This is a genomic window from Candidatus Magnetobacterium casense, from assembly GCF_000714715.1.
Lineage (GTDB): Bacteria > Nitrospirota > Thermodesulfovibrionia > Thermodesulfovibrionales > Magnetobacteriaceae > Magnetobacterium > Magnetobacterium casense.
Genome location: NZ_JMFO01000015.1, coordinates 43906 through 67582, shown reverse-complemented (window position 1 = coordinate 67582; position 23677 = coordinate 43906). Strand labels below are relative to the sequence as shown.

Below are 23677 nucleotides of genomic sequence, written 5' to 3'. Positions count from 1 at the left end.
CCTATCCCCATGTAGTGCATATTCAGCAAAAGCACGTGAGAATGTTGATTCTGATGGTATATCTTGTATTTTAGCAAATCCACATATCTTTCTCAGATTTGGCATCGTTTTTAGAGATTCTATCAAAAGACTTGTCGTAGGGTAATTATAGACAACTTTGGCTACAAACGCTCTGCCAATTGCATACCTCTCCTTGAGTTTACGACCTATGCATTGACTGTCTACCCACCACATATGTCTTTCTATCTGAACTATCTCCAGGATTGTAACTAACTGCTTTTGTTTCTTGGTTATTGAATCGGTAAGTATTTCTTCCAACTCTGGGAACAGTACCCGTTGTATATTTCCTGCTAACCATGATATACTCTCTAATAACATTATGTTCTCCTTTTAATCTATTATATTTAGGTGTTATATTATAGCACAAAGAGAACTAAAAAAGGTTTAGTTTAGGAGTTTTGCAAGAGGCTCTAATGAGAGAACAATCGTATGAGGGCAGTTATGGCGGCAGCCTGTGCAACCAGCATGGCAGCCACCCACTTGATAGTGTCTACTCTGGAACGTTCTATCTCCATTTTCATTTCCATACGTAGTTTTTCAATTTCGGCTTGTAGCTCAACCTTCAGCCTCTCTATATCAGACTTTGTTGCCAATGAGGAATCAGCAACATCCTTAAATACCTCCGCAATTTCCTTGGCCGCTTGTTTATCGACGTTAGCCCTTTTGAGCCGTTCGTAAATCTTCAGCGTGTCTATGTTTGGGTCCATACCCCTATGATAGCACACCCTCAAGCCAAAGTCAACCGCCCTTTGACCTTCTGCTGTTGCGCCCGCCTGATGACCGCATTGAAGCGCTTTGCCATCATGTCCATCTGCTGATACGCACTGTCAATTCTTTGACGCTTTACGTCCGGGGGCATGACCTTGTCGTTGTATATGAAGTCAACGTGCTTGTGCATCTCCATGAGCCTGGTGCGCATGGGGTCAGTGTTGAGCAACACGCCTCCGTTGTCCTTGAGTAGTTGTGCGGCCTCCTGACGCTTGCCTTGATTGACGAGCATCTTGTAGCTGTTGCGAAGCTGAGTGAGCTTGTCGTGCGACTCGTAAAAAGCCTGCATGTTCTCCGTGTTGCTGGAGGGGTAACGCAAGGTGAAACCCTTAACCAGCGGCATATCAGACAACGTCTTAGCCGGAGGAGTCGGAGGCGACGCCACCAAACCGAGCCCCTGCGCAGCCTTGTCAGCCAACCCAAGTGCGCTCATGCCAGCCCCGCCACCCCAACTGCGCACAAGGTTCTCAGCCAATGCCGGGGAGGCCGCCATCTTCCTGAACTGCCCAACACTAGGCACGCTCTCTAACCATTCCGGCGTCCTGGCTACTCCTGCACTTACGGCCTTGACAAGCTCCGTCCCGTGCGGGGTGCTCTGGTATTGAGGCAACATGTGCTTCCTGGCCTCCGGTATAATCTGCCTGCCAGTGAATAGCGACCTGTTAGACCACGCCTCGACAAACGGAGCGGCCACGGTGGGGATGACGTTTGGTACAAAGGCATCCATGATGCTGTCCCTGAGCTTGTCAAAGGCGGCGGTGTCGTGCGTGTACATGTACTCAACGATGCGCTCAGGGACAGAGGCAAAGACAATGCCCATCTCAAAGGGCTTTGGTATGCGCCATACGTTTTTGTCCGTGGTGATAATCCATGCCTGGTCACGCATGGCCTGTGGTATGGAGTGATAACGCTCGTCGTCCTGATTGAGGACAGCCAGGGCAACGGAGGCCAGCGTCATAGTGCTGAATGCCCGCACGAGTGCAGCGTTGCGCTCTCTTGAATTGCTGTTGAAGACCAACGTCCGGAGGGTCTTGTCTATGCCCTGGAGGTTGGCATTGAAGAAGGCAATGAGCTTGTTCATCACGGCCATCTTTGCCCCGGCACGAGCGAAGTCCAACGAATCACGGGTATTGTAGGCGGCCTTCATCATGCCTTCTTCCGTCTGCCCTTCTACGTTCAACCCTGCCCTAAAGTTGGCAATACGTGTCATCTGCTCCGACAGCTCACCCATTACCCGTAACGCTTCAATGGGGGTCTTGACAAGGCCAACGCCGAGGTCTGCCCAGTCGGAGGCGGACAATCCCCCCTCTACCGCCCGCTTCAGGAACAGCCCGCGGGCCGTCTTGCCTACATTGCCTCCGGCCATCATCTCATACTTTGTCCTTGCCAGGGCGTCTCTGTCCATACCGCCAAGCATGGACTGTGCGCCACCGGTGGCCATCCACTGCCAGAACATGTCGGAGTCTTTAGCGGAGTCAAAGAATCCCTGAAACAGCAGCTTTGGGTTGATACGGTACTTGCTTGTCACGAACACGGACAGCACGTCCCTTATCGTGTTGCGTGCAAAGAACTCCGGCATTGTCGTAGCCCCCACACGCAACGTTGCAGAGGCCTTGCCAAGCCACTTGACGACCATGCCAACCTGCTCCACGTCGAGGGACTTCCAGGCACGGCCAACGTCAATGGGCACCTTGTAGTATTCCGCCTTGCCGTCGCTAAAAACCTGTATCACGTCGGGCTTGTTCACAAACGACGACCTGAAGATGGTGGCCGATTCCTTGAGGTCTGCCCTGGTGATGACGCCGTTATCGAGGAGGTCTTTGAACTCTGGGACGTTCTCAAGGGCTGCCATCATCTCATCGAGCCTGACGTTCTCTGCGTGCATCGGGAGCTTGAACTTCTCAATGAAACGTGACTGTATCGGATTGCTCATGTTCAGACGGACAAGGGCCTGTCCTATCTTGTTCTTTTCGGCCAGAGCGGTTAGCATGGTGGTGTTCTTGATGATGCTCTCTATGGGGTCTATGATGACCCGTTCGCTGCCCTTGATGCGCTTGGTGGCCTGGTATGCCTCCAGACCCTTGCCGGTGCCCATAGCGGTGTCAGTCTCCATGACACGGAAGTATGGGACGTAGTTCTTGTTAAGTTGCCTGAAGCGGTCAAACGTATCCTGAGAGAGCATACCTGCGTCCTTGTACTGGGTCAAGACCCTGTCCTGAAAGGCGTACAGTTCATCGGCAATCTTTGAGTAATGCGTGTCATACTTGTTGACAACGGCCTGAGCGTCCGTGTCGGATATGCCGGAGGTGATACCCCTGGCTTTGAGGTCAACGGCCCGCTTTGCAATGAGGTAAGCGGTGAACTTCCGGTATTGGAAAGGACTCTTGACGGGTTCGAGTATGTCTTTCAGGCCCTTGCCCGTCCACTGGAAGGTGCCACCGGGGCCTTTGTAGTCGAAGGTACCACGTTGTATGATGGCGTCTATCTGACCGCCCACGCCGCTATAGAGGGATGCACGGATGTAGGGGTTGTCCTTGATGTCCACGGGGGCGCCTTGTGTGAGGTCGTCGATAGCCCGCTTGATTGGGTGGTATCGGTCAAGGAAGTTGGTATAGAACTGGTGCCCCCATTCCTTGAAACGGTCAAGCACGGGGGTAGTGTCCGGTTCCTTGCTCATGGAGACCTTTGCAAGGACGGCGTCTACGTTTGCGTCGCCAGTGGAGGGCAGGGCGTAGGAGTCGTTGTCGCCCTTCTTCTTTTTTTTATCCCTTAGCATATGTTCAGATAAACCATCCAGCCATGAACCGTCCTCAAAAGTTTCCGCCCACTTTTCCTTAAACTCTTTATCCTGTTTTTCCTTGTTAAACCTTTCTTCTTCTGTCTCTGGCGTTGACTCTTCCCTCATCACCTCAGCTTCTATGTCGTCATAATCATTGATCTTAGAGTTACGTAAGAGATCAGGGAGGGATTTCCCGCTACGGCGGCTAAATGGTGGCTTTGGCTCTTTGATACTTTTAGGCTCTTGCTTTTCCTTGTTAATGTCAAACAACCCACGGCCTAACGCCTTCTTCCCACGTAGTGCGTAGGAGTCGCCGCTGTCCCCCTTGACAGACTCGCCTGGTTGTGGTACTGTAGAGGTAGAAGAACTGCTTTGGCCAAGCTGAGAAGCATCATCCTCCAGAGCCTCAGTGGGGCTGGTGTTGCGAAGGGTGATAGATTGCTCTGGTTTATCAGAAGAAGGCGATTGCGGACTTCTTTCCCAAAGCGGTTCTTTGTTTTTTAGATAGCTGCTATTAAGAACCCCGGCAGTTGTTACTCCATAGTAGTTGCCATCAGGTGTAGGTCTCAATTCTATGACAGAGGCACGAGGCAGGCCATTTTCTTTGGTCAATAATAACCTGGTGCCACTTTCCCTTATATGCGTAAAGTTCTTTGTTACGTCTTCAACCAAGTCTCTGACGCTATCGTAACCAGCATCTTTAATCTCCCGCCAATGTCTTTGCTCTATGTGAATCTCACCATAGTTCTCATTGCCCCTTTCCAACCGTATCGGAGCCGCTACCCGCTTGAGCTGCTTTGCGACGCCATCGTCGATGTGGCCGAAGTCTACTGAGCCGTCACTGGCACGGACGAAGTCACGCTCGCCGGGGCGACTGCCACGTAACGCATAAGACTCATGGTTGTCGATGCTTACCTCCTTTGGATCGAACGTCACGAGGTTCCAGCCGTTATTGTCTCCGTTACGGTACTTGTTGCCGTCTATGCCGGCTTTAATGAGGAACTGTGACGTTGCCCAGTCATAGTCTGTGTTTCTGCCAAAGAGGTCTAAAACCATAACGTCAGGGTCTTCCGGCTCCGGTTCTGATTGAACGCCATTCTTTTTCATATCAATCTTTTCAAGTGTGCTATTTATGGCGTTGTAAACGTCTTCTCCTGTGCCTTTACGTATAGATGGGAGTAATTCGTTTATAAAGTCTAACTCCTCATCGCCATAACCATATTCATATACCCACGAGTCAAGTATCTTCTGCTGTTGTTCCTCAGTAAGTTTACCGTCCCAATCCATATAGTCAATCGTTTTTGGGTCTCTGCCCTCGTGCAGAACGATATCGTACAGGTTGCGGCCTCCGTGGATTAAGCCCTCCTTCAAATCGGCAGCGGTGCGCTTGTTTTTGAGGTTAGACGCTAAATCGTCGATCTGTTTCTGATATTTACTGTACCGTGTGGGGTCTGTCTGCTGTTTGTGTTGGAGTTCAAACACTGAATCGAAGATATACCTTGTTTCTGGCGGGATAGTTGCTTTACTTAATTTTCTCCCTTTGTCGTAAAAATAATCTTCCCCGTACCGTGCGTACCATTTCCCGATTCCTTCTGCTGTTTTAACAGACTTAGGTTTGTCCGCGTCGTACATGGCAGAGTAGAACCCTGCTCCTTGAACGTTTACCTTTTCGTTTGACCCGCCTTGATATTTGCTTGTCGATGTTTTTAGCTTGTTAAAGACGTTTTGGCTGCCATGCTTTGCTCTCACTCCGGGATGGTAAGTCGGCTCTTCCTCCAGCTTCCTCTGGCTGCGACCCAATGCGTAGGAGTCCCCCTGCCCCTTGACAGGCTCGGTGGGTTGTGGTACTGTAGAGGTAGAGGGGCGCGTCTGGGACGTATGAGTTGGGGTATCCTGAGAAGGTGCCACGTTGCTCCCCCCTCCACTTTTTATGTACATAGTCTTAGCTGTTATGTTGTGTTTACGTGTTCTGACTTCTTCAACGTAATAAACATAGCCATTAATTTTCTTTTCATATTTAATAGCGTCTAACCCCCTGTTTGTTTTGCCATACGAAATGTTATCGGGCGACTCGACTATCTCTGGTATCCGTTGTATATCTTCTTTTGTAACTGCAATCTGCCCGCGTGCCGCTTCTACCTCTGGGTCGCCATGTCCTGATAGTATATGCTTAATATCGTTGCTGTCAATCGTCCGTTCATATCCCGTCAGGTCTATACCCGTGGCCTTCTTAACGGCGTCAACATTGCCGTTGCTTACCTTGCCAAGGCTGGTACGGAAGAACCTTCCGATCTCTAATGGCTTGCGATTCTTTCTGTCTGCGACCACCTTGTCGTACAGGTCGCCAATGCTATCAGCTTTGACCTTTAGGCTGTAGCTATCTGAGTAGTAGTCCCGTATGATGTTGTGCTGCCGTGCCTGCTCCGATGGCGTCGTGAAGGGTGTTGTGATGGGTTGGCTTTCAAGCGGCCTTTCACTCCTGGCTGTCATATCCTGACGCTCGGCGTCCAATCGGCGTTGCTCAAGTTGACCTTTGGTTGGCTCAACGACTCTATTGCCCTGTCTGAATTGCCCCGGTAGTAATTGCTTCCGTGATGTTGAGCCTACAGGAGCTTGTCCTGGCTGTATGTCGGCATCTATTTGTCGCCGGTTGAGTTCGTTTATCCTGGCCTTTTCCTCCGCCGTCAACAAGAATGGGGTATCGTATGCTTTTTGTCTTAAAGCCTGGTCAATATAATTTTCACCGATTAACACCCCCGTGCCTCTTTCCGTTCTGTTGCGTGCCGCCTCTGCTTCGGCCTGTGCCTGGGCTTGTTCATCGGCTGCCCGCTCGGCCTCTGTCTTTAGCCTGCGGTTCTCTGTGCGTAACTCTGCATGTGCTTGCTCAAAGTCCTGCGTGTCCTGTCCCCATTGCTCCTGTTCCCTTGCTTGTCTCTGTGCACGTAACGCTTCCCCCAACTCCGTGTCTCTGTTGATGTTGTCGTTAAAGATGTCTGCAACAGCCCTCATGGTGCGGGCATAGGTATTGTTGTTGGTGAATCCCATGATGCGTCGGGTTGCGTCTATGATGCGATTCAGGATACCGTTGGACTTAGCGTTACGACTCATCTCAAACTGAAACCCCTTGTCGCTGAAGACATGCGCTACAAACTCGTTTCGGTCTGACAGGGCATAAAGCAGGTTGTTTTTTTGATAGTCTCCACCGGTATAACTGTCAAGCGCATCTGCTATCTCCGTGCCTTTCTTGCCCTGGATGTCCTTGATTGTAGCCAGGTCTGCATCTGACAGCACGCCGTTTTTCCTGAACCAGTCGGTTGTCTCTTTCGTGAGACCGTCTATCTTTGACCTTGCGGCTTCAGATGCCTTGCCATCGCCTTCAATGAAGTCCCTTGATGCCCCGTGATACAGCTCTTCCGCCATGATGTAGTGTTGTGCTGCTGCGTCTTTAGGCATGTACTTAGGGTTGATATATATCGTCTTGTCGATACTGCTGTATCTTGCCGGTGCCTCCATCTCAAGGTCATACGAAACAGACACACTCTTTTGAAACTCCTGTATCTTTTGTGAGCCTGCAAGAACCTTGGCAACACCATATATGACGCCATCGGTTTCCGTTTTGTTGGGCTGTGTAGCCATGCCCTTGACGGCGGCTTCCATCGCTTGATCGGCTGTGAGCGTTCCGTTTGCTATAGAGTCAAGGTCGAAGGCGGACGTGTCTTTGTATTGTTTCAGGGCTTCAGGGTCGCCTTTTGGTGTTGGGTTGGCCTCATTATACACCCCCCCCGCTGGTTCCTGTAGCCCCTCGTGCTCTCCTACCGTGCCAACGGAGTCCTCGTATCGCCCGCTCTTCAATCGCCTTCGGGCAAGAGGGATACCGGAGGTAAGCACGTGAGACCCAAGCCCACCAACGGCGCCAGCAAGTATGTTTGTCAGACGCTCTTGCAAGTCCTCTGCGGGTTCCGTGGCTCCGGCTCCACCCATAAGGACAGGTGATTTCACAAAGCCTATGTTTTCAATGGCCTTGCGTTCCGGTATCTTGTACGTCGGTAACTCCTGGTATTTAACGACACGTTCTGCGTCCGTGAGGGCAGGGTTGAGGTTTACAGCCTCATGTGCACCTCGCTTTTGCAGCGCCCCCCGTAGGGCCTTCCCTCCTAACGCCTCCGGCAGTACCTTTGCTATCCCGTGCTCTACCGCTTTGCCTGCCGTGCCAAAGACCGCACCCATTGCCGCTCCGTGAACACCGGCCTTTAGTCGTTCTTCCGGTGCAAACATGGACTCAGTTGGCCTGCCTTCTTCGTCGTGTGGCCTGCTTGCAGCCTCGTATGCAGCAAAAGGTACGGCCTCCGTTACGGCACGAGCGACATAGGGGGCCGCTTTCTGCGCACCGATTTTCGTAAGCGCAGGCATTGCGTATCTGGCGGCACCGGCTCCTATCCTGGCGGCACCCATAGCGGGGCCTGCTACGGCAAGTACAGTGCCCATGCCTGCAAGGTTGCCCGCGATGCTAGTGGCCTTCTCTCTCCAGTTGGCATTCTCAGGCAACTCAGCGCCCTTGTAGTACCCTCCGGTTAAACCGCTGCCGTAAGACTTGGCAAGTATCTTGCCGTAGTGCGTCAGGGTGTTCTCTTCCTCCGCCGGTGGTTGTACGGGGGCAGGGGTGTCATCTACTGGGACCCAACGGCCTGATGTTTGTGTTGGGTTTTGGTCTTTCTCTGTATCCTCTACTGGAACCCAGCTTCCCATTACTTATCCTCCTGGTAGACGTATTTTTTCCCATTCACGGTCCTGACCTCACCTGGTTTGCCGGGTGTCATTGATTGCCAAGATGCCGATGGTTCGCCCCTGTTGGTCCCGTAAATTGCTGATTGTACGGCTTGCATTTCGTCATTGAAAAGCTTCCTGCGTTTGGCATGGTCTACCATGGTCGCTCCGGTCTTTGGGTCTTTGTATGTATACTCGGAGGGATGGGCATTAACGATTTCGCTCACATATTTCAACACTTCAGGGTCAATCTTGCCCTGGTGCTGCGGATGTCCGGCCTTCGCTACCTCCACCTGGCCTGCAATGGCTTTCTCTGAGAGCTTTTCATTGTATGCACGTTGCTCATCCGCCGTAGCCTTGCCATAGATTTGATTTATCACAAACTGTTGCATGAGCTGGTTGTTTGCCCATGCAGGGTTTTTGCTAAACACTTCGTTTACTCTATCTATAATCCGTTGGTTGAAGGTTCAAATCCTTCGTGGCGCACCAGCAATCTCCAGCGATTAAGCCAACCTCCAGGGTATCACCGAGTATCATACGGTATCACCAGGTATCAAAACTGGGTGCAAGCTGTACCCACCCGATGCAGGAATGCACCCAAAAAGCACCCACCATTCCCCGCCACATGTGAAGTAAACTTCACTGGATTTTCCGTACCGCCATTCGGTTACACTATCGGCGTAGTGATGACACCCTGAGAATGATAACAGACAAGGAGGCGACTGACGGACATGGCAGATGGACAGAAAGAGACAAAGGTGAGCTCACATGGTATGGCGTAGGCAACAGATAGAACTGGCAAGTGATGGAAATAGGAAATACGTAGGGGGATGGAAGAATGACTTGCCCCATGGACAAGGGACTATGACTTGGTCTGATGGTAGGAAGTATGCGGGAGAGTTCAAGAAAGGAGAACCAAACGGGCACCGATGTTACTTAGTATTAAAAGATGGTTCCTTCTTATGTCGTATGGGTAACTTTTTATGCTCTTGTAGAAGAACCCTCCCCTAACCCCTCCCAAGTAAAGGGAGGGGAATAAGGGGACAGCTTATTTACCCATTCACGTTAAGAAAGAGCCAAAAAAGTGATATTTAACATTATGAGGGAGAGGTGCGCCTAAAATAGGGTTGAATTAGTCATTGTATCCTATAAAATTGAAAAATTAGAAGTTTTTATATTAACGAGTAAAATTTAGACCTCATTGATGAGGGTAGGGCAGATATTTTTAGTGAGTTTTGGTTTCTTTTTGCAAGAGGCTCTATATTCTAAAACATTTGTGAGGGCTAAAAAAACCGCCACTACTTTTTTATGCACCCCGGGTATGAGTAAGAGTTGTATTTGTTGAACAATTTCAAGTATACTATGGACATTATACAGTGGAGGGTATCAGACAATGCTTGATGGTGCAATAGCAGCCATAAACGAGAAGGTAAAAAAGGAGAGTGCATTTGTTTCGCTCTTGCTCTCCGAAATAGAGAAGGTGATAGTTGGTCAGAGGTACTTGCTTGAGAGGTTGTTGGTGGGGCTGTTTGCAAACGGCCATGTCCTGTTGGAGGGGGTACCTGGGTTGGCCAAGACCACGGCAGTGCGGGTGCTTGCCCAGAGCATCCAGACGGGATTTAAGCGCATCCAGTTTACACCCGACCTGCTCCCTGCCGATATACTTGGCACGATGGTGTACAATCCCAAGTATGCGACGTTTTCAGTGAAAAGGGGGCCGATATTTTCAAACATAATCCTTGCCGACGAAATCAACCGTGCCCCTGCCAAGGTCCAGAGCGCCCTGCTGGAGGCTATGCAGGAACGTCAGGTGACCATCGGCGATGAGACGTTTAAGCTGGAAGAACCATTCCTGGTGCTGGCCACGCAGAATCCCATCGAACAAGAGGGCACCTATCCCCTGCCCGAAGCACAGATGGACAGGTTCATGCTCAAGGTCAAGGTCGATTATCCAAGCAAGGAGGACGAACTGAACATACTCAAACGCATGGCCTTTACGTCAAAGGAGATAAAGGCCTATCCCATAGTCAAACCCATCGATATTCTCAATGCCCGCATGATGATTGATGAGATATACATGGACGAAAAAATCGAACGCTACATCGTAGACATAGTCTTTGCAACCAGGACCCCGGCCCGGTACAAACTCCAGCAGCTCAGTGCGCTGATCCAGTACGGGGCCTCAACGCGGGCAACTATTTACCTCGTCCTTGCGGCAAAGGCCTATGCCTTCATACAGGGCAGGGGGTTTGTCACACCCCAGGATGTCAAGTCCATTGCGATGGATGTCCTGCGGCACAGGGTCATTGTCAGCTACGAGGCCGAGGCCGAAGACAAAACCTCCGAGGATATCATAAAGACGATCCTGGACAAGATGGAAGTCCCATAGCACGGCTATTTCCTAAAGTGACTGGGCAAATGAGGCATCCCCCTCTATAGTGCAGGGTACTCAAGCCATAACTTTGCTTACCACATTGGCCACCGTGTCTGCTATTTCTTTGACGAGCTTGTTGTCCATGCCTTCTACCATGACCCTTATCTTGGGTTCGGTGCCGGAGGGACGAACCAGTATCCTGCCGTTGTCTTTGAGACGTTCCTGAGATGCCTTGATACAGTCTGCGAGTTCCGGACAGGCATCGATGTCTTTTTTGTTTGTAACCGTGATGTTTTTCAGTACCTGGGGGTAGAGCTTGATGTTTGAAACCAACTCAGAGAGGGGTTGCCTTGATTGCTTGAGGATGTGCAATATCTGCACTGCGGTGATCGGGCCATCGCCAGTGGTGTTGTGCGAAAGACAGACAACGTGCCCCGACTGCTCACCACCAAGGGTATAATCCCCCTCAAGCATCCTCTCTACGACATACCGGTCCCCTACCTGAGTCCTTATCAAACGTATATCGCGCTGCATCAGGTGGTGTTCAAGGCCGAGGTTGCTCATAACGGTTGCCACTACGGTGTCATGCTTGAGCTTGCCCTGCTTCTTGAGTTCCTTTGCCCACAGGGCCATGATGAGGTCGCCATCTATAACGTTGCCTTTTTCATCACACAGGAGGGTTCTGTCGGCATCACCGTCATGAGCAATACCAACGTGGGCGTTGTATTTGAGGACTATCTCGCCCAGCTTTTCGACAAAAAGAGAGCCACACTTGGCGTTGATGTTCTTGCCATCGGGCTTGTCGTTTATGCTGATGACCCTGGCACCAAGCTCTACCAAGAGCGTTGGGGTCACCTTATAGGCCGCCCCGTGGGCTGAATCTACCACCACTCTCAGACCGTCAAATGAAACCTCGCGCGGGATGGTTGACTTTACGTACTCGAGATACCTGGCCGTGGCATCTTCAAGCCTGTAGGCCTTGCCGATCTTGCTGCCAGTTGGTCGGTTGATGGGCGAGTTTTGGTTGGCCACCATTGCCTCGATCTCAGCCTCGATGCGGTCGGGTAGCTTAAATCCATTGGCCGTAAATATCTTTATGCCGTTGTCCTGATAGGGATTGTGGGAGGCCGATATCGCTATGCCCGCATCAAAACGCAGGGTCCTTGCCAGAAAGGCCACCGCAGGCGTCGGTATCGGCCCAACCAGCGTTACGTTCATACCCATAGAACAAATGCCCGCCGTCAACGCACTCTCAAGCAGGTACCCCGACAGGCGCGTATCCTTGCCTATGATGATCATGTTCTTACTGTGTCTCTTGTACAGCAGCCTGCCTATTGCCATACCAACCTTCAACACGGTCTCAGGTGTGATAGGATGTTGGTTGACCGTCCCCCTTATGCCATCCGTTCCAAATAGTTTCATCAGTTCACCTTTTCTATTATCAGTTTGACCTTTACTCTGTCATTAAAATTCCCCATTTCCTTATCTTTTCTGACCAACGATACGTATCTTTCAACCGTGGCGTTGGCATTGCGTATATTAATCGGCTGAGTCTCAATGAAGCTTACATTTTTTAAGTCACGCTTATAGCCCTCTATGGTTATCTCCTCCGGGGAGACTATCGTATCTGTTACCGCAAATCCCCGTTGAGGCTGTCCCTTGATGACCACTTTTACAGGGACGATTTTGGCAATGGTCTCCTCCATGTGTATGACAACATGTGCTGGGGTAATCTTGTTGACGGTTACGGAAGCAGGAACCTTTACGTTTTCTTTACTGAGGTGCACGATGGTCTCACCGTTTTTGGCCTTGGACAGGTCCACGTAGATACTGACGTCCTTTGGGTCAATGTTTTTAATCAACCGTTCCTGACCCTTTACGCTGATGTTGACAAAGTTGCTGCTTGAGTTCACGAGCTCAAACCCCTTGGGGATATTCTTATACTCCAGGGGCAGTTCCAGGATAATGTCCGACTGTCCCTTAAGGGTTACAAAGAACCACAGTAACAGCGCAAGAACAAGGGTGATGGCCTTTAATTCCATGTTATCGGTGAGGAGCTTTTTCATACTTTCTTCTTACCCGCCTCTGTGAACAGACCCGTCAGTTTTTCACGGATTTGTACCATGTCGAGTTTTTTCTCCATTTCTCCGGCGTTTGCGATGGATATGTCACCCGTTTCCTCGGACACTATCAGGACTATAGCGTCGGTCTCCTCAGTGATGGCGAGACCGGCCCTGTGTCTTGTCCCCAACATCTTGTCTATATCCGGCCTGAAGCTGATTGGCAGGAAGCAGCCTGCGGCTACAATCTTGTTGCCCTTGATTACCACTGCCCCGTCGTGGATTGGCGAAGTGGGATGAAAAACACTCAACAACAACTCCCTGGTTATGCGTGCATCCATAAGAGTCCCGATCTCTATGTAATCCTTGAGGGTTGTCTCGCGCTCAAGCACAATTAGGGCACCTATCCTCCTGGCCGAAAGCGACACAGCCGCCTTAACGATCTCATCAAGCGACTTGATCTCTTCAGCCGAGGTGAGGGTAAAAAACGAGGCCTTTCCCATATGTGCCAACGCCTGGCGTATCTCCGGCTGAAACAGGACTACCACCGCTATGATAATGTACGACCAAAAACTCTGCAACAACCACTCAACCGTGTAAAAGCGCAGATACCCCGACGACAGCGAAACAACCAACAGCACCCCCAAACCCAACAGCATCTGTAGTGCCCTCGTACCACGTATCAACAATAAAAGTCGATACAACAGCACCCATACAATGAGCACATCCAGGAAGTCCTGCCATCTTAACTGGGTTAGGATATTCATCAGGGCCTACGCCTTTGACACTCAGACCTTTCTGCCAAGAAGTATCCTGTGTTTAATGAGGGATATCTCCTTTATTTCGCCATCAAAGAGCTTCTGTTGACCAAATAGGTTTCGCAGCAACAACTTGCCCTCCTCTGGCCTGATCTCATCCACGTTGTCAAGATAGAGAATTTCGTTGCCATTTTCGTCATAAACATAAGCATTTGCCTCACACATTGTCAATAAACCTCCTTTATTTCCTTGATTCTTTCAACAAGGGCCTCAACCAGATGTGGCAAGGGGTTTGCTTGTATCCCTATGATTTCAACACCTTCCTGGTTAAGAGGTAATAGTAATTTCTTTGCCTGTGACGTCGAAATAGCCGCTGCCATTGTTGGGGTCAGCTCCCCCATCATAGAGTTTGCCAGGACAATGCCCAACGGTCCTACGATGACATCCACCCTGCTTGCGTTAAAGGCGATAGCATTATCACCCGTTGCACCCTTGTCGGCCCTCGACTTTAGCATCGCGGCAGTTGCAGCGGCATTGGTCCCCAGGGCAACCACCTCTACGCTGTCACCAAATTCTTGACGCAGTCGCTTTACTACAAGAGCGCCTATGCCTCCCCCCTGAGCATCTATTACCGCTATTTTAAACAATCCTACCCCTTTGCTTACGTCTGTTGCCCAAGTGGTCGTCCTTTCTGCTGATGACTACTTCGTATGATCTTCTTGCTCTAGTTCCTTTTGTAACTCCTTGAGGTCTTCCGGAGAATACCTGACTGTTTCATCATCATTTAATTGCTGTTTTTCGTCCTTTTTTATCTCTTCAGCCATAATCGCCTCCCTCTTTTGATAAATCAGATTTATACTCTACAGTTGAGTATATCATGAAAGGCACGTTTTGATCAAAATAATTTCTTACCCATTCTATATCACTTGACAAACGAGTCTGCTTAGATTCATTATTAATGGAGGATAACGATGAAGATTCTGGTTACCGGTGGAGCAGGTTTTATAGGGTCAAACGTGGTTGACGCCTACACAGGTGCAGGTCATGAGGTGGTTGTCATGGACAATCTCTCTGGCGGCAAGTGGGAGAACCTCAATCCTAATGAGCGTTTCTACCTCATGGACATACGCAGCAGGGATGTCCTGAAGGTCTTTGAGCGGGAACGTTTTGACCTGGTCAATCATCATGCGGCACAGATGTCGGTACCGGCATCCGTAGAGGACCCGGCATATGATGCGGACGTCAACGTCCTGGGGTTTATCAATCTCCTGGAGGCATCCAGAAAGACAGGGGTCGGCAAGGTGATATTTATATCCTCCGGGGGGGCCATCTATGGAGAGGCTACCCAGTACCCGACGGCCGAGTCGTGTTATCCGCAACCGTTGTCCCCCTATGCCGTCACCAAGGCCGTATCGGAACAGTACCTGGCCTTTTACCGGCATCAGTATGCATTGGACTATACCGTGCTAAGATATGCCAACGTCTATGGCCCAAGGCAGATACCCCACGGAGAGGCCAGCGTGGTTGCAATATTTATGGACAGACTCCTCGGCGGCCAACAGTGTCTCCTGTACCACTACCCCGACGAACCACGCGGTATGATACGCGACTACTGCTTTGTTGCCGACGTGGTAGAGGCCAACCTCGCAGCCATCGGGCAGGGTAGCGGTGAGGCCATAAACATTGGCACAGGACGGGAAGTGCACACCATGGAGTTGTTTGATACAATATTTGACGCCCTGAAGTCTTCCAGACCCGACATGGACGATCACCTGCGCACCCTGATAAGTAAACCCGCACGGGCAGGAGACCTCACACGGAGTTGTCTGATGGTGGATAAGGCAAAGAGGGTTTTAGGGTTTGCGGCCAGGCATTCGCTGGCAGAGGGGATCAGCAAGACGATGCAGTGGCGTCTGGGGTTACGTTAGAAAATGATGGTAAAATTGAAATACACTGTTGATATCAAACCAGCCTTTTACGGGGTCAATGGGACTTGGTCCCCTTGCGGGATGGGTCTGAGGGAGGGGGTCAGCGACCCTCGGCATAAAAGGGGCGGAGCCGCCTCTCTTCTTTGCTTGCCTTACGGAGTGAATTGACCATATGACAAGTAAGCGGACCCTGATGAAGGGCAATGAGGCGATAGCGGAGGCGGCAATACATGCCGGGTGTCGTTTTTATGCCGGTTATCCGATAACGCCGCAGAACGAAATCCCCGAGTACCTCTCCAGGAGGATGCCCGAGGTTGGGGGTGTGTTTATTCAGGCAGAGAGTGAGATATCGGCTATCAACATGGTCTACGGAGCTGCGGCTGCCGGTGTGCGTGCCATGACGTCATCAAGTTCGCCCGGGATCAGCCTCAAGCAGGAGGGGATATCATTCCTGGCCGGGGCGGAGTTGCCCTCGGTGATTGTAAACATGCAGCGTGGCGGACCGGGGTTGGGTAACATATCGGGATCACAGTCGGATTACTTCCAGTCGGTCAAGGGCGGTGGACATGGGGACTACAGGCTGTTGGTGTATGCACCCTACAACGTCCAGGAGATGTGGGACCTTACGTTTCTGGCCTTTGACAGGGCCGACCTTTATAGAAATCCTGTCCTGATCCTGGCCGATGCGATATTGGGACAGATGATGGAACCCTTTTATCCAACGCCATACGTCAAACCAGACCTGCCCCAAAAGAACTGGGCTCTTACGGGGTGCCTCAACAGACCACCGAACATCATAAGAACCCTATACATGGAAGAGGGGATGCTGGAAGAGAAAAACAACATCCTTGCCGGCAAGTACCGCCAGATGAGGGCATCGGAGGTGAGATACGAGGCAATTGATGTGGCAGATGCGCAAATTATTGTGGTAGCTTTTGGAAGTGCTGCCAGGATCGCCCTGTCGGCCATAAAGGTTCACCGCAAGGAGGGCTTGAAGGTTGGACTCTTCAGGCCAATAACCCTGTATCCGTTCCCTGAGAAAGAGCTGTACGGCTTGGCTGGCGATAACGTGAAGTTCCTCACCATTGAGCTTAACACCGGACAGATGGTCGAAGACGTAAGGCTTGCCGTAAATGGTAAGTCCGAGGTACTGTTTTACGGAAGGGCAGGTGGCGCTATCATCAGACCACATGACGTCTATGATGTTATCAAAACAACAAGCCTGTAACGCCAACCTCTAACCCAAGCCCCTTAAACGCTTGATGTACCAGCGTCTCTGATTGATTGTGGTTGTGCGTCTTGACAAAAAAAGCTGCAGAGAACTTGGCCTTGAGGTCTCTTGGGGCAACAAACCCCTATCGTTGTTGTCAATGCTGCCATGGATTGTGTCATCTCCCCAGAAGTTTCAAAATCCCCCGCAATACCGCCAGTGGATGTGGCGGACAACCCGCAATGGTCAAGTCGGGTTTGAGACCGACCAACGCACTGCGGTCCAGGGTCGGGGAGCCTACAAAAACTCCCCCGTTGATGGCGCATGCACCACAGAGGACCAACATACCCGGCGGGTGGATGACCCTCAGCGTATCCTCAACAATGGCGGCCATGTTATGTGTCATCGGTCCCGTTATGACCACACCATCGGCGTGTAATGGTGTTACCGTGAAGTTTATACCAAATCGTTGGATATCATACCTGACGTTTGAGAGTTCGGCCAGTTCCAGTTCACAGCCGTTGCACCCCCCGGATGAGATGTTGAAAAGGCTCAGGGAGCGTTTAAACAGACTGAAACTGCCTGCCTCCAGGACGGGGGTCTTGTTCTCCACGGTGATGACCATCGACTGCGGATTGGTTGTTGCCAGGTCTACACCGTTTGAGAATCTGAGCTTTCCCTCCGGACACGCCCGCTCACACTCAGGACAAAAGAGGCATCGCCGCAGGTCTATTCTGACTGGATTGACCCTCACCGCATACGTGGGACAGACCTCCGCACACCTGAAACATGCGTTGGGACAGGGAATATCCAATATCTCCGGTAACCCGCGAAATCTGTCATCGGGCAACGCATTGGCAACATCCTTTATGCCACAGGAAGCGAAAAATCCCATCGCCTTAAACGACTCAAATATACCGCCTCACCTATAAATCTGCAATGCTGATAAATCTCATCAACAGCGTCATCACAATCAACCGTGATTGCTTGTATACAAGAAAGAAAGTGGCGGCTCCGCCTCCCTTCAGAACCCCCTGCAATGGGAGGGGCGAGGCGCCCCGGCCACGAAGAAGTCCCCTTGACCCCATTATTTTACGCTCAATTATCATGCCTGAAAAACCTGTGTCATTTCAGTATACTACCAGGCATCAAGTCACGCCTTGTTATATTCCTTTAGTTTTTTACAAAAAGTATCGAGTTTGTGGATCAAGACAGTTTCGTCTTTCTTGAGGAGTCTTGCATACCTGATGGCCTCCATGCGTCTTTGTTTGATTTCGTTACTGTCCGGATACTCTTTTAACAGTGTATTATATGCCATCACGGCGACAAGAAAACGCTCCGACTCTATGTATTGATCGATGTCATGCAGTTGCTGTTGCAGAGGGGTCATTGGGATTTCTTGTTCAACCTGCTTTAGTAGTTCAATGCCTGCCTGTGCATCGAGGTCCTCTGTGTCTGGGTCCTGCTCAATGTCTGTGGTGGTATCGCCACTGTCTGAGGCGGTTATCAGGTCGGTTGTGACTTCTTCGTCCTGCGATTCATCGGTGAGCCGTTGGGTTGCGACTTCTTCGTCCTGCGGCTGTGCCTTGAGGTCACGGATTGACTCTTGTGCCTGCTCGTCGTTGGGATTTAATATCAGTATCTTTTCAAGAGATGCCAGGGCACCTGTGGTATTTCCGGTTGACATGTATAATTGTGCAAGTTTCTTGTGTGCCAGCAGGTTGTCGGGGATGGCCACGACCACCTTTTCAAATTCTTCGATGGCGTTTGCCACATACCCTTCTTCCATATATATCTTGCCAAGGGCAACACGGGCACTCATATAGTTAGGATGCTTGCTGATACAGTACTTCAGCACCTTAACGGCATCTTCCGTCATATTAATTTTCTTGTATTCCTCGGCAAGGGGGATATACAGTTTTGAATCGGCCTTTTGAAAGACCTGTTCCTTTAGTTTTTCCAATTTTTTAGGACTCATACAGTACCGGCCTCCCTATTTTTTCCAGGACTTTATTAAAGATAACGTGCGAAACGTCCTCCTTGGACATCTCTGCTAACGGATGCTCACCCTGTGGTGTGATGATCGTCACAATGTTGGTGTCCGTATCAAAGCCTGCATATAAGTCTTATCATATCTTCAAATTCCATCTCCGACATAGTATAACAAAATTATGATTGAACGTGCATAACCTATTTTTTTCCTTTCCCTGTTAGCAACAAAATGGCTTTAATACATCTTGTCGGGTTTTTTCTAAGTTGATGTTCCCATAAACGCAATACCATCCATCCTTCTTGCTTAAGTTTTTGAGTGACTTCCTTGTCTCTCTTTATGTTTCCGGCAAGTTTCTTATCCCAGAACTGACGGTTTGATACCGGGATGGTACGACATTTCTTACAACCATGCCAAAAACATCCGTCAACGAAAATAGCGACCTTTTCTTGATGAAAAACAAAGTCTGGTTTTCCCAAGATATTAACGGGATGAAGCTTCCATCCCGATATCCCCGCAGATATTAATCTTGCCCTTAACCTCAACTCGGTTGAACGGTTTCCCTTGCTTGATATTGATGACATCACTTCCGATCTTTTGACCTTGTTAAAAACATCTGCCATAGAAGTCACTCTGTCGGTTCAAATTTTTTTCTCAACTCCTCATAAATACGTTTTTGCTCGTCTCTGGCGAGTCTGCGAATATTTCGTATAACTGACAGAGTGTTAGGTCTTGGTGGAATTATAAGATTACTTCGTCCCTCATTACAGTTATGACATAAAGTTCTCAAGTTCTCATCTGTTGTCGGTCCGTCAGGGTCAATATGGTCAACATGAAGTGTTATCTTTCTGTTTGGATCGTAGGGGTCCGACTCGCCAGCCGTTACTCCGCACATTGAACAGGTTAGCCCGTTGCGTTCGATTATTCCGGCTCTCAGGGTTTTATCAATTTTGTGCGAAAACCTGGGGAGTCGGTCTTTACTGACAAGGATATACTCATTAGGTTTCAGATCGTTTCTATCTCGATAAGACAGGCTTTGCATACCTTCTTCTCCCCTTAACTCCCTGATGCGTCTTTGATAGTCACGTATCCCTGCAATTTCGGAAATCTGTTCCGTTGTGACAATTTCCCCAACCCTGTCTTCAAGAAACTTGCGAATCTTATTTCTTGCTCCGCACCTCTTTGCATTCGCCCTATGTTTGCTCATTTGTTGCACCACTCATGAAACATCTCAAGCACGGCTTTTGCTATTGCTTCTGCTAATTTAACGAGAACTGCATTACCTATTTGTTTTGCTATTTCAATCCTGGAACCTACGAAGATAAAGTCATCAGGAAATCCCTGAATTCTGGCAGCCTCTCTGTGCGTAATGGGGCGGTGTGCCTCCGGATGAAGATATCGTCCTTTTTCCGGCTTGAAAAATTCAGTCCTAATCGTCACGCAAGGTTCATCCCATTGGAGACGGCCAAACAGATCCGTACCTCCTTTGGTCTTTCTCTTCCAACATTCAGACATTAGATGCAAAGGCAGGTTCCATCTATTTCCACCAGGGGGGATATGTCGGTATCTTTCTTGTGACATAGGGGTCGGATTTCTTCCCAAATGTAATGATGTGTTGGTTGGTTGTAAAGGCAAATCCCCTATAGAGTCTCTGACGGTTGTCCAGTTTATAAGATTCTTGCTATCCTTATCCCTCTTCTTTGGGTCAACATGAGTCGGCTCCGGAAACTTTACGATTCCGATACGCGATCCTAAGATAATAGTCCGTTTACGAATTTGTGCAACACCATAGTCGGCAGAATTCAAAACACGTCCTTCAACAATATAATCTAAATTTCGGGATTGTCTTATTAATTCCTGACCTTCTTCCGAGCTTAGAAGAGGCGGAACATTTTCAACAACAAACACAAGGGGGCGAGAATCCTTAACGGCTCTAATGAAATGCCTCCAGAGTTGATTTCTTGGGTCATTAGGAATGCGACAACCGAGGTTACTAAAGCCCTGACACGGAGGCCCTCCAATTATTACATCCGCTTTTGGGAACGTCTCAATTCTATTAATGTCTTCAGTATGGCAATGGGAGCCAAAGTTAGCCTTATAAGTTTCGGAAGCGTATTGATCAATTTCAACTGCAAAGACTGGAACAAAGCCGGCTTGTGTGAACCCTTTTGTAAACCCTCCAGCTCCCGCAAACAAATCCATAAATGTGAGAACACTTGTTTTACCGTTTTTTAGTTTCTCCGTTCCGTCACCGTTCTCCGTAACGGGCTGGAAAAACGATTTATGAAGAAGCGTTCTTGTCTCTGTGTTCGGTGGTTTCATTAAGTAATTATAGCTTACTGAATATAGTTTTGTGTAGTTAAGGATAAGCATCCTAAAGTCAACCGTCAGATGTTAGTACCGGCCTCCCTATTTTTTCCAGGACTTTATTAAAGATAACGTGCGAAACGTCCTCCTTGGACATCTTTGCTAACGGATGCTCACCCTGTGGTGTGATGATCGTCACAATGTTGGTGTCCGTATCAAAGCCTGCCCCCTCGGCGGTGATGTCGTTAAAGACGATCATATCAATGGCCTTTGCACGGAGTTTTTCCCTTGCCCTGTCGGTACGACTACCCGTTTCGGCGGCAAAACCAACGATGAAGGGTTTATCCTTTTCGGCAGAGACACGCCTCAGTATATCGTTTGTCTTTACGAGTTCTATAGACAGTCCGCCGGAGCGTTCGAGCTTGGTTGTGGCCACCGCCGCGGGGCGGAAGTCACTGACTGCCGCAGCCATGACAAGGACATCCGCATCCCTGATAGCACCGAGCACGGCGACCTCCATCTCCTGCGCCGTCTCAACTGGGACAAGCCTCCAATCCCTGTTGGGGATCAGGTTGGTTGGGGCGCTGATCAACGTAACATCCGCCCCACGCAAATACGCAGCCGTAGCCAGGGCAAACCCCATCTTGCCCGATGACTTGTTTGTGATAAATCGCACGGGGTCAATCGGTTGCCTCGTCGCCCCGGCCGTGACCACGACGCGCAGACCTTTGAGGTCCTGGACGGTCAGCGCCCTCCGCAGGGCATGTACGATGGCAGGTATGGAGGCCATCCTGCCGGTCCCTTGCTCGCCACATGCGAGTTCTCCGGCATCGGGTGCGATTTCGATTACACCCTTGTCTTTAAGGTACCGGAGTTTGTCGCTAAATATAGGGTTTTCATACATCCGCCAGTTCATAGCCGGAGCTACCAGGATAGCACCCCTGAAGGTCATAAGCAGTGTCGTAAGCAGGTTGTCGGCTATACCGGCGGCAAACTTGGAGATGGTATTGAGGGTGGCAGGGGCTACGAGCAGTGCATCGGCCTCTTTTGCCATGTCAACGTGAGCAAGCGGGGCATCAAAGATATCCGTGAGTACGCCCCGCCCCGATAGTATCTCCAGCGTCAATGGAGTGACAAACTGCCTCGAGGCAGCAGTCATCACCACACTAACCCCCATGCCCTCTGCACGCAAGGAGCGTACCAGCTCAGGGGTCTTACAGGCTGCAATGCTCCCCGTCACTGCCAGGATTATGTTTCTGCTACGTGCCATATAGATAGCCGACGGTCCTCCTTAGTCATCCGCATCCGAGTCGTCATCGTCGGGTGGCTCCATGTCACCAAAGATGCTCTCCAGCGAACGCTTGCCCGTTTCCTCTTTTTCGTCCAGGTAGAATTTGAGGTCCTTTTCCAGCTCGGAGAGGTCTTCCTGTTCGGATTCCCGGCGTTTCTCTTCGAGGAATCTCTTGTAGTCGAGCTTTCTGGTTTCCTCGTTGGCCTGTCTTGCCTCATCACCGGTAATAAAATCCAGGGCATAGGCAACGGCCTCTTCCAGGGCTATTGTGGTTATCTTTCTGGCCTTTGTTGGCACCTTTGGTTTACCCCGGTTGGCGAGTTCCTTGGCCCGCTGCGTGATAATGTTGACAAGCCTGAATCGCCCGTCTATCTTATCGGGGTCCAACTCTATCGGTAAAGATATTATGTCCACTGATAAAAAAATCCCTCCTTTATGGTTTAACTTCCCTTGTTGTTAAATATGAAACGTCTCCTTTACCCAGTTCCTGTCTATGCAGTTAGCCCGTACGCGGTTGGCCATGATAACAGATGATAACTCCTTAAAGGCTTGGTCAAGGTTGTCGTTGACTATGATATAGTCATAGAGCATCCCCTCGCGTATTTCATCGTTAGCCTTTTCAAGGCGTCTGCGGATAACCTCATCGGTTTCAGTGTTTCTCTTTTTAAGGCGCTGATACAGTGCATCCATGGACGGCGGGATGATAAAGATTGACGTTGACTTGATATGCTTGTTCCTTATCTGTCTTGCGCCTTGGGTATCAATGTCAAGCAGGACGTCGTTACCCTCCGACAACACCTCCTGTATGGTTGCCAGGGCGGTTCCATAGAGATTTCCATGCACCTCTGCATGCTCTATAAACGCATTGTGTTTGAGCATATCCCTAAATGTCTCAACGGAAACAAAGATGTAGTCAACCTTATCTACCTCACCCGGTCTGGGCGAGCGCGTGGTGTAGGAGACGGATTCCCGGATGTGTGGGAGTCCCTTTAACAGTCTGCGACTCAGGGTGGTCTTACCCGTACCCGATGGCGCCGAAATGATGTAGAGTTGACCTCTGTTTAGTCGCATTACTTGTCGTTGTCGGCTTCCGGTGAGCCTTGTGACATCAGTCTTTGCGTGAGGGTTTCCGTCTGCAGGGAACTGAGCACGACGTGGTCGCTGTCTGTGACAATTATCGACCTGGTACGCCGACCTTCGGTGGCATCGATGAGTTTACCTACCTTCTTGGCCTCTTCCCTCAGACGCTTCATTGGCGCCGAGGCAGAGGTCAGTATGGTAACCACACGATTTACTGCTATAACGTTACCAAACCCTATGTTTACCAATATAGGGCCGTTACTACCTTTTTTCATGTATGTTTTTCTCCTTTTCCGTCTATAAAGACT

At 50.0% G+C, this 23677-nt stretch carries 23 protein-coding genes and 1 pseudogene; 4 read left to right on the top strand and 20 right to left on the bottom strand.

From position 1 onward, the window contains the following. From Mcas_RS09495 to Mcas_RS09480, 4 genes are all read right to left on the bottom strand, one after another. The coding region (locus tag Mcas_RS09495) for a transposase (protein ID WP_040335294.1) at window positions 1-378 on the bottom strand (378 nt) is incomplete at its 3' end. A gap of 92 nt (window positions 379-470) precedes the next feature. Next, window positions 471-767, bottom strand: a complete 297-nt coding sequence (locus Mcas_RS09490; RefSeq protein ID WP_040335293.1) for a hypothetical protein — start codon at window positions 765-767, stop codon at window positions 471-473. Between the two features lie 20 nt (window positions 768-787). Next, complete coding sequence (locus Mcas_RS09485; RefSeq protein WP_040335292.1) at window positions 788-8353, bottom strand: LPD38 domain-containing protein; 7566 nt, start codon at window positions 8351-8353, stop codon at window positions 788-790. Continuing rightward, window positions 8353-8802 (bottom strand): hypothetical protein, encoded by a 450-nt coding sequence (locus Mcas_RS09480; RefSeq protein ID WP_040335291.1) that lies wholly within the window; start codon window positions 8800-8802, stop codon window positions 8353-8355. The genes Mcas_RS09485 and Mcas_RS09480 overlap by 1 nt, the downstream gene beginning before the upstream one ends. Before the next feature lie 337 nt (window positions 8803-9139). Between Mcas_RS09480 and Mcas_RS19215 the strand changes: the two genes are divergently transcribed. Beyond that, the gene (locus tag Mcas_RS19215) at window positions 9140-9382 is read left to right on the top strand and encodes a hypothetical protein (RefSeq protein WP_081853749.1); all 243 of its coding nucleotides are present in this window, start codon (window positions 9140-9142) and stop codon (window positions 9380-9382) included. A gap of 382 nt (window positions 9383-9764) precedes the next feature. Beyond that, the gene (locus Mcas_RS09475; RefSeq protein WP_040335290.1) at window positions 9765-10760 is read left to right on the top strand and encodes an AAA family ATPase; all 996 of its coding nucleotides are present in this window, start codon (window positions 9765-9767) and stop codon (window positions 10758-10760) included. Between the two features lie 60 nt (window positions 10761-10820). Here the strand turns inward: Mcas_RS09475 and glmM are convergent, their stop codons facing one another. The 6 genes from glmM to Mcas_RS18985 are packed head-to-tail and all read right to left on the bottom strand — an operon-like array spanning window position 10821 to window position 14387. Further along, window positions 10821-12167: a phosphoglucosamine mutase gene (gene glmM / locus Mcas_RS09470; protein ID WP_081853748.1), complete on the bottom strand. Its 1347-nt coding sequence runs from the start codon at window positions 12165-12167 to the stop codon at window positions 10821-10823. After that, a complete protein-coding gene (locus Mcas_RS09465) occupies window positions 12167-12811 on the bottom strand; it encodes a CdaR family protein (RefSeq protein ID WP_040335288.1) in 645 nt (214 codons plus the stop codon). The genes glmM and Mcas_RS09465 overlap by 1 nt, the downstream gene beginning before the upstream one ends. Beyond that, window positions 12808-13572, bottom strand: coding sequence for a diadenylate cyclase CdaA (cdaA, locus tag Mcas_RS09460; protein WP_040335287.1), 765 nt, complete (start codon window positions 13570-13572; stop codon window positions 12808-12810). The genes Mcas_RS09465 and cdaA overlap by 4 nt, the downstream gene beginning before the upstream one ends. Before the next feature lie 21 nt (window positions 13573-13593). Next, complete coding sequence (locus Mcas_RS09455) at window positions 13594-13788, bottom strand: CooT family nickel-binding protein (RefSeq protein WP_040335286.1); 195 nt, start codon at window positions 13786-13788, stop codon at window positions 13594-13596. 2 nt (window positions 13789-13790) lie between these two features. After that, on the bottom strand, window positions 13791-14210 hold the full coding sequence (locus Mcas_RS09450) for a DUF3842 family protein (RefSeq protein WP_040335285.1): 420 nt from the start codon (window positions 14208-14210) through the stop codon (window positions 13791-13793). A gap of 54 nt (window positions 14211-14264) precedes the next feature. After that, window positions 14265-14387: a hypothetical protein gene (locus Mcas_RS18985; protein WP_268748996.1), complete on the bottom strand. Its 123-nt coding sequence runs from the start codon at window positions 14385-14387 to the stop codon at window positions 14265-14267. Between the two features lie 147 nt (window positions 14388-14534). Here Mcas_RS18985 and Mcas_RS09445 point away from each other — a divergent pair, with 147 nt between their 5' ends. Both Mcas_RS09445 and Mcas_RS09440 read left to right on the top strand, forming a co-directional pair. Further along, window positions 14535-15491, top strand: coding sequence for an NAD-dependent epimerase/dehydratase family protein (locus tag Mcas_RS09445; RefSeq protein WP_040335284.1), 957 nt, complete (start codon window positions 14535-14537; stop codon window positions 15489-15491). A 172-nt stretch (window positions 15492-15663) separates the two neighbouring features. Beyond that, complete coding sequence (locus Mcas_RS09440) at window positions 15664-16719, top strand: 3-methyl-2-oxobutanoate dehydrogenase subunit VorB (RefSeq protein WP_040335283.1); 1056 nt, start codon at window positions 15664-15666, stop codon at window positions 16717-16719. Between the two features lie 160 nt (window positions 16720-16879). Here Mcas_RS09440 and Mcas_RS09435 read toward each other — a convergent pair whose 3' ends face one another. The 10 genes and pseudogenes from Mcas_RS09435 to Mcas_RS09390 all read right to left on the bottom strand — a co-directional run bounded on the left by Mcas_RS09435 (window position 16880) and on the right by Mcas_RS09390 (window position 23644). After that, entirely contained in the window at window positions 16880-17596 is a 717-nt protein-coding gene (locus Mcas_RS09435) for an NADH-quinone oxidoreductase subunit B family protein (RefSeq protein WP_040335282.1), read from the bottom strand. 258 nt (window positions 17597-17854) lie between these two features. After that, window positions 17855-18679: a tetratricopeptide repeat protein gene (locus Mcas_RS09425; RefSeq protein WP_040335280.1), complete on the bottom strand. Its 825-nt coding sequence runs from the start codon at window positions 18677-18679 to the stop codon at window positions 17855-17857. Beyond that, window positions 18669-18806: pseudogene (locus Mcas_RS18980) on the bottom strand (hypothetical protein); the annotation flags it as partial. The gene Mcas_RS09425 and the pseudogene Mcas_RS18980, both read right to left, overlap by 11 nt. A gap of 85 nt (window positions 18807-18891) precedes the next feature. Beyond that, window positions 18892-19314, bottom strand: a complete 423-nt coding sequence (locus Mcas_RS09420; protein ID WP_040335279.1) for a very short patch repair endonuclease — start codon at window positions 19312-19314, stop codon at window positions 18892-18894. Window positions 19315-19319: 5 nt separating this feature from the next. After that, window positions 19320-19898, bottom strand: a complete 579-nt coding sequence (locus Mcas_RS09415) for an HNH endonuclease (protein WP_040335278.1) — start codon at window positions 19896-19898, stop codon at window positions 19320-19322. Further along, window positions 19895-21064 (bottom strand): DNA cytosine methyltransferase, encoded by a 1170-nt coding sequence (locus tag Mcas_RS09410; protein ID WP_052567094.1) that lies wholly within the window; start codon window positions 21062-21064, stop codon window positions 19895-19897. The genes Mcas_RS09415 and Mcas_RS09410 overlap by 4 nt, the downstream gene beginning before the upstream one ends. A gap of 7 nt (window positions 21065-21071) precedes the next feature. Continuing rightward, window positions 21072-22268, bottom strand: coding sequence for a bifunctional phosphopantothenoylcysteine decarboxylase/phosphopantothenate--cysteine ligase CoaBC (coaBC, locus tag Mcas_RS09405; protein ID WP_040335277.1), 1197 nt, complete (start codon window positions 22266-22268; stop codon window positions 21072-21074). Between the two features lie 21 nt (window positions 22269-22289). Further along, the gene (gene rpoZ, locus Mcas_RS09400; protein WP_040335276.1) at window positions 22290-22703 is read right to left on the bottom strand and encodes a DNA-directed RNA polymerase subunit omega; all 414 of its coding nucleotides are present in this window, start codon (window positions 22701-22703) and stop codon (window positions 22290-22292) included. Window positions 22704-22745: 42 nt separating this feature from the next. Continuing rightward, window positions 22746-23360 carry a guanylate kinase gene (gene gmk / locus Mcas_RS09395; RefSeq protein WP_040335275.1) on the bottom strand — a complete coding sequence of 205 codons (615 nt, stop codon included), beginning with the start codon at window positions 23358-23360 and terminating at the stop codon, window positions 22746-22748. Next, complete coding sequence (locus Mcas_RS09390; RefSeq protein WP_040335274.1) at window positions 23360-23644, bottom strand: DUF370 domain-containing protein; 285 nt, start codon at window positions 23642-23644, stop codon at window positions 23360-23362. Before Mcas_RS09390 ends, gmk begins: the two co-directional genes overlap by 1 nt. Window positions 23645-23677: the final 33 nt, after the last annotated feature.

Bases quoted from the DNA above. Each gene is read 5' to 3' on its own strand.
- Mcas_RS09475 (WP_040335290.1), top strand. From the start codon at position 9,765: ATGCTTGATGGTGCAATAGCAGCCATAAACGAGAAGGTAAAAAAGGAG.
- Mcas_RS09455 (WP_040335286.1), bottom strand. From the start codon at position 13,788: ATGTGTGAGGCAAATGCTTATGTTTATGACGAAAATGGCAACGAAATT.
- Mcas_RS09415 (WP_040335278.1), bottom strand. From the start codon at position 19,898: ATGAGCAAACATAGGGCGAATGCAAAGAGGTGCGGAGCAAGAAATAAG.
- gmk (WP_040335275.1), bottom strand. From the start codon at position 23,360: ATGCGACTAAACAGAGGTCAACTCTACATCATTTCGGCGCCATCGGGT.
- Mcas_RS09435 (WP_040335282.1), bottom strand. From the start codon at position 17,596: ATGGGATTTTTCGCTTCCTGTGGCATAAAGGATGTTGCCAATGCGTTG.
- Mcas_RS09465 (WP_040335288.1), bottom strand. From the start codon at position 12,811: ATGAAAAAGCTCCTCACCGATAACATGGAATTAAAGGCCATCACCCTT.
- glmM (WP_081853748.1), bottom strand. From the start codon at position 12,167: ATGAAACTATTTGGAACGGATGGCATAAGGGGGACGGTCAACCAACAT.
- Mcas_RS18985 (WP_268748996.1), bottom strand. From the start codon at position 14,387: ATGGCTGAAGAGATAAAAAAGGACGAAAAACAGCAATTAAATGATGAT.
- Mcas_RS09390 (WP_040335274.1), bottom strand. From the start codon at position 23,644: ATGAAAAAAGGTAGTAACGGCCCTATATTGGTAAACATAGGGTTTGGT.
- coaBC (WP_040335277.1), bottom strand. From the start codon at position 22,268: ATGGCACGTAGCAGAAACATAATCCTGGCAGTGACGGGGAGCATTGCA.
- Mcas_RS09425 (WP_040335280.1), bottom strand. From the start codon at position 18,679: ATGAGTCCTAAAAAATTGGAAAAACTAAAGGAACAGGTCTTTCAAAAG.
- Mcas_RS09410 (WP_052567094.1), bottom strand. From the start codon at position 21,064: ATGCTTATCCTTAACTACACAAAACTATATTCAGTAAGCTATAATTAC.
- Mcas_RS09490 (WP_040335293.1), bottom strand. From the start codon at position 767: ATGGACCCAAACATAGACACGCTGAAGATTTACGAACGGCTCAAAAGG.
- Mcas_RS09440 (WP_040335283.1), top strand. From the start codon at position 15,664: ATGACAAGTAAGCGGACCCTGATGAAGGGCAATGAGGCGATAGCGGAG.
- Mcas_RS09420 (WP_040335279.1), bottom strand. From the start codon at position 19,314: ATGGCAGATGTTTTTAACAAGGTCAAAAGATCGGAAGTGATGTCATCA.
- Mcas_RS09445 (WP_040335284.1), top strand. From the start codon at position 14,535: ATGAAGATTCTGGTTACCGGTGGAGCAGGTTTTATAGGGTCAAACGTG.
- Mcas_RS09485 (WP_040335292.1), bottom strand. From the start codon at position 8,353: ATGGGAAGCTGGGTTCCAGTAGAGGATACAGAGAAAGACCAAAACCCA.
- Mcas_RS19215 (WP_081853749.1), top strand. From the start codon at position 9,140: ATGGTATGGCGTAGGCAACAGATAGAACTGGCAAGTGATGGAAATAGG.
- cdaA (WP_040335287.1), bottom strand. From the start codon at position 13,572: ATGAATATCCTAACCCAGTTAAGATGGCAGGACTTCCTGGATGTGCTC.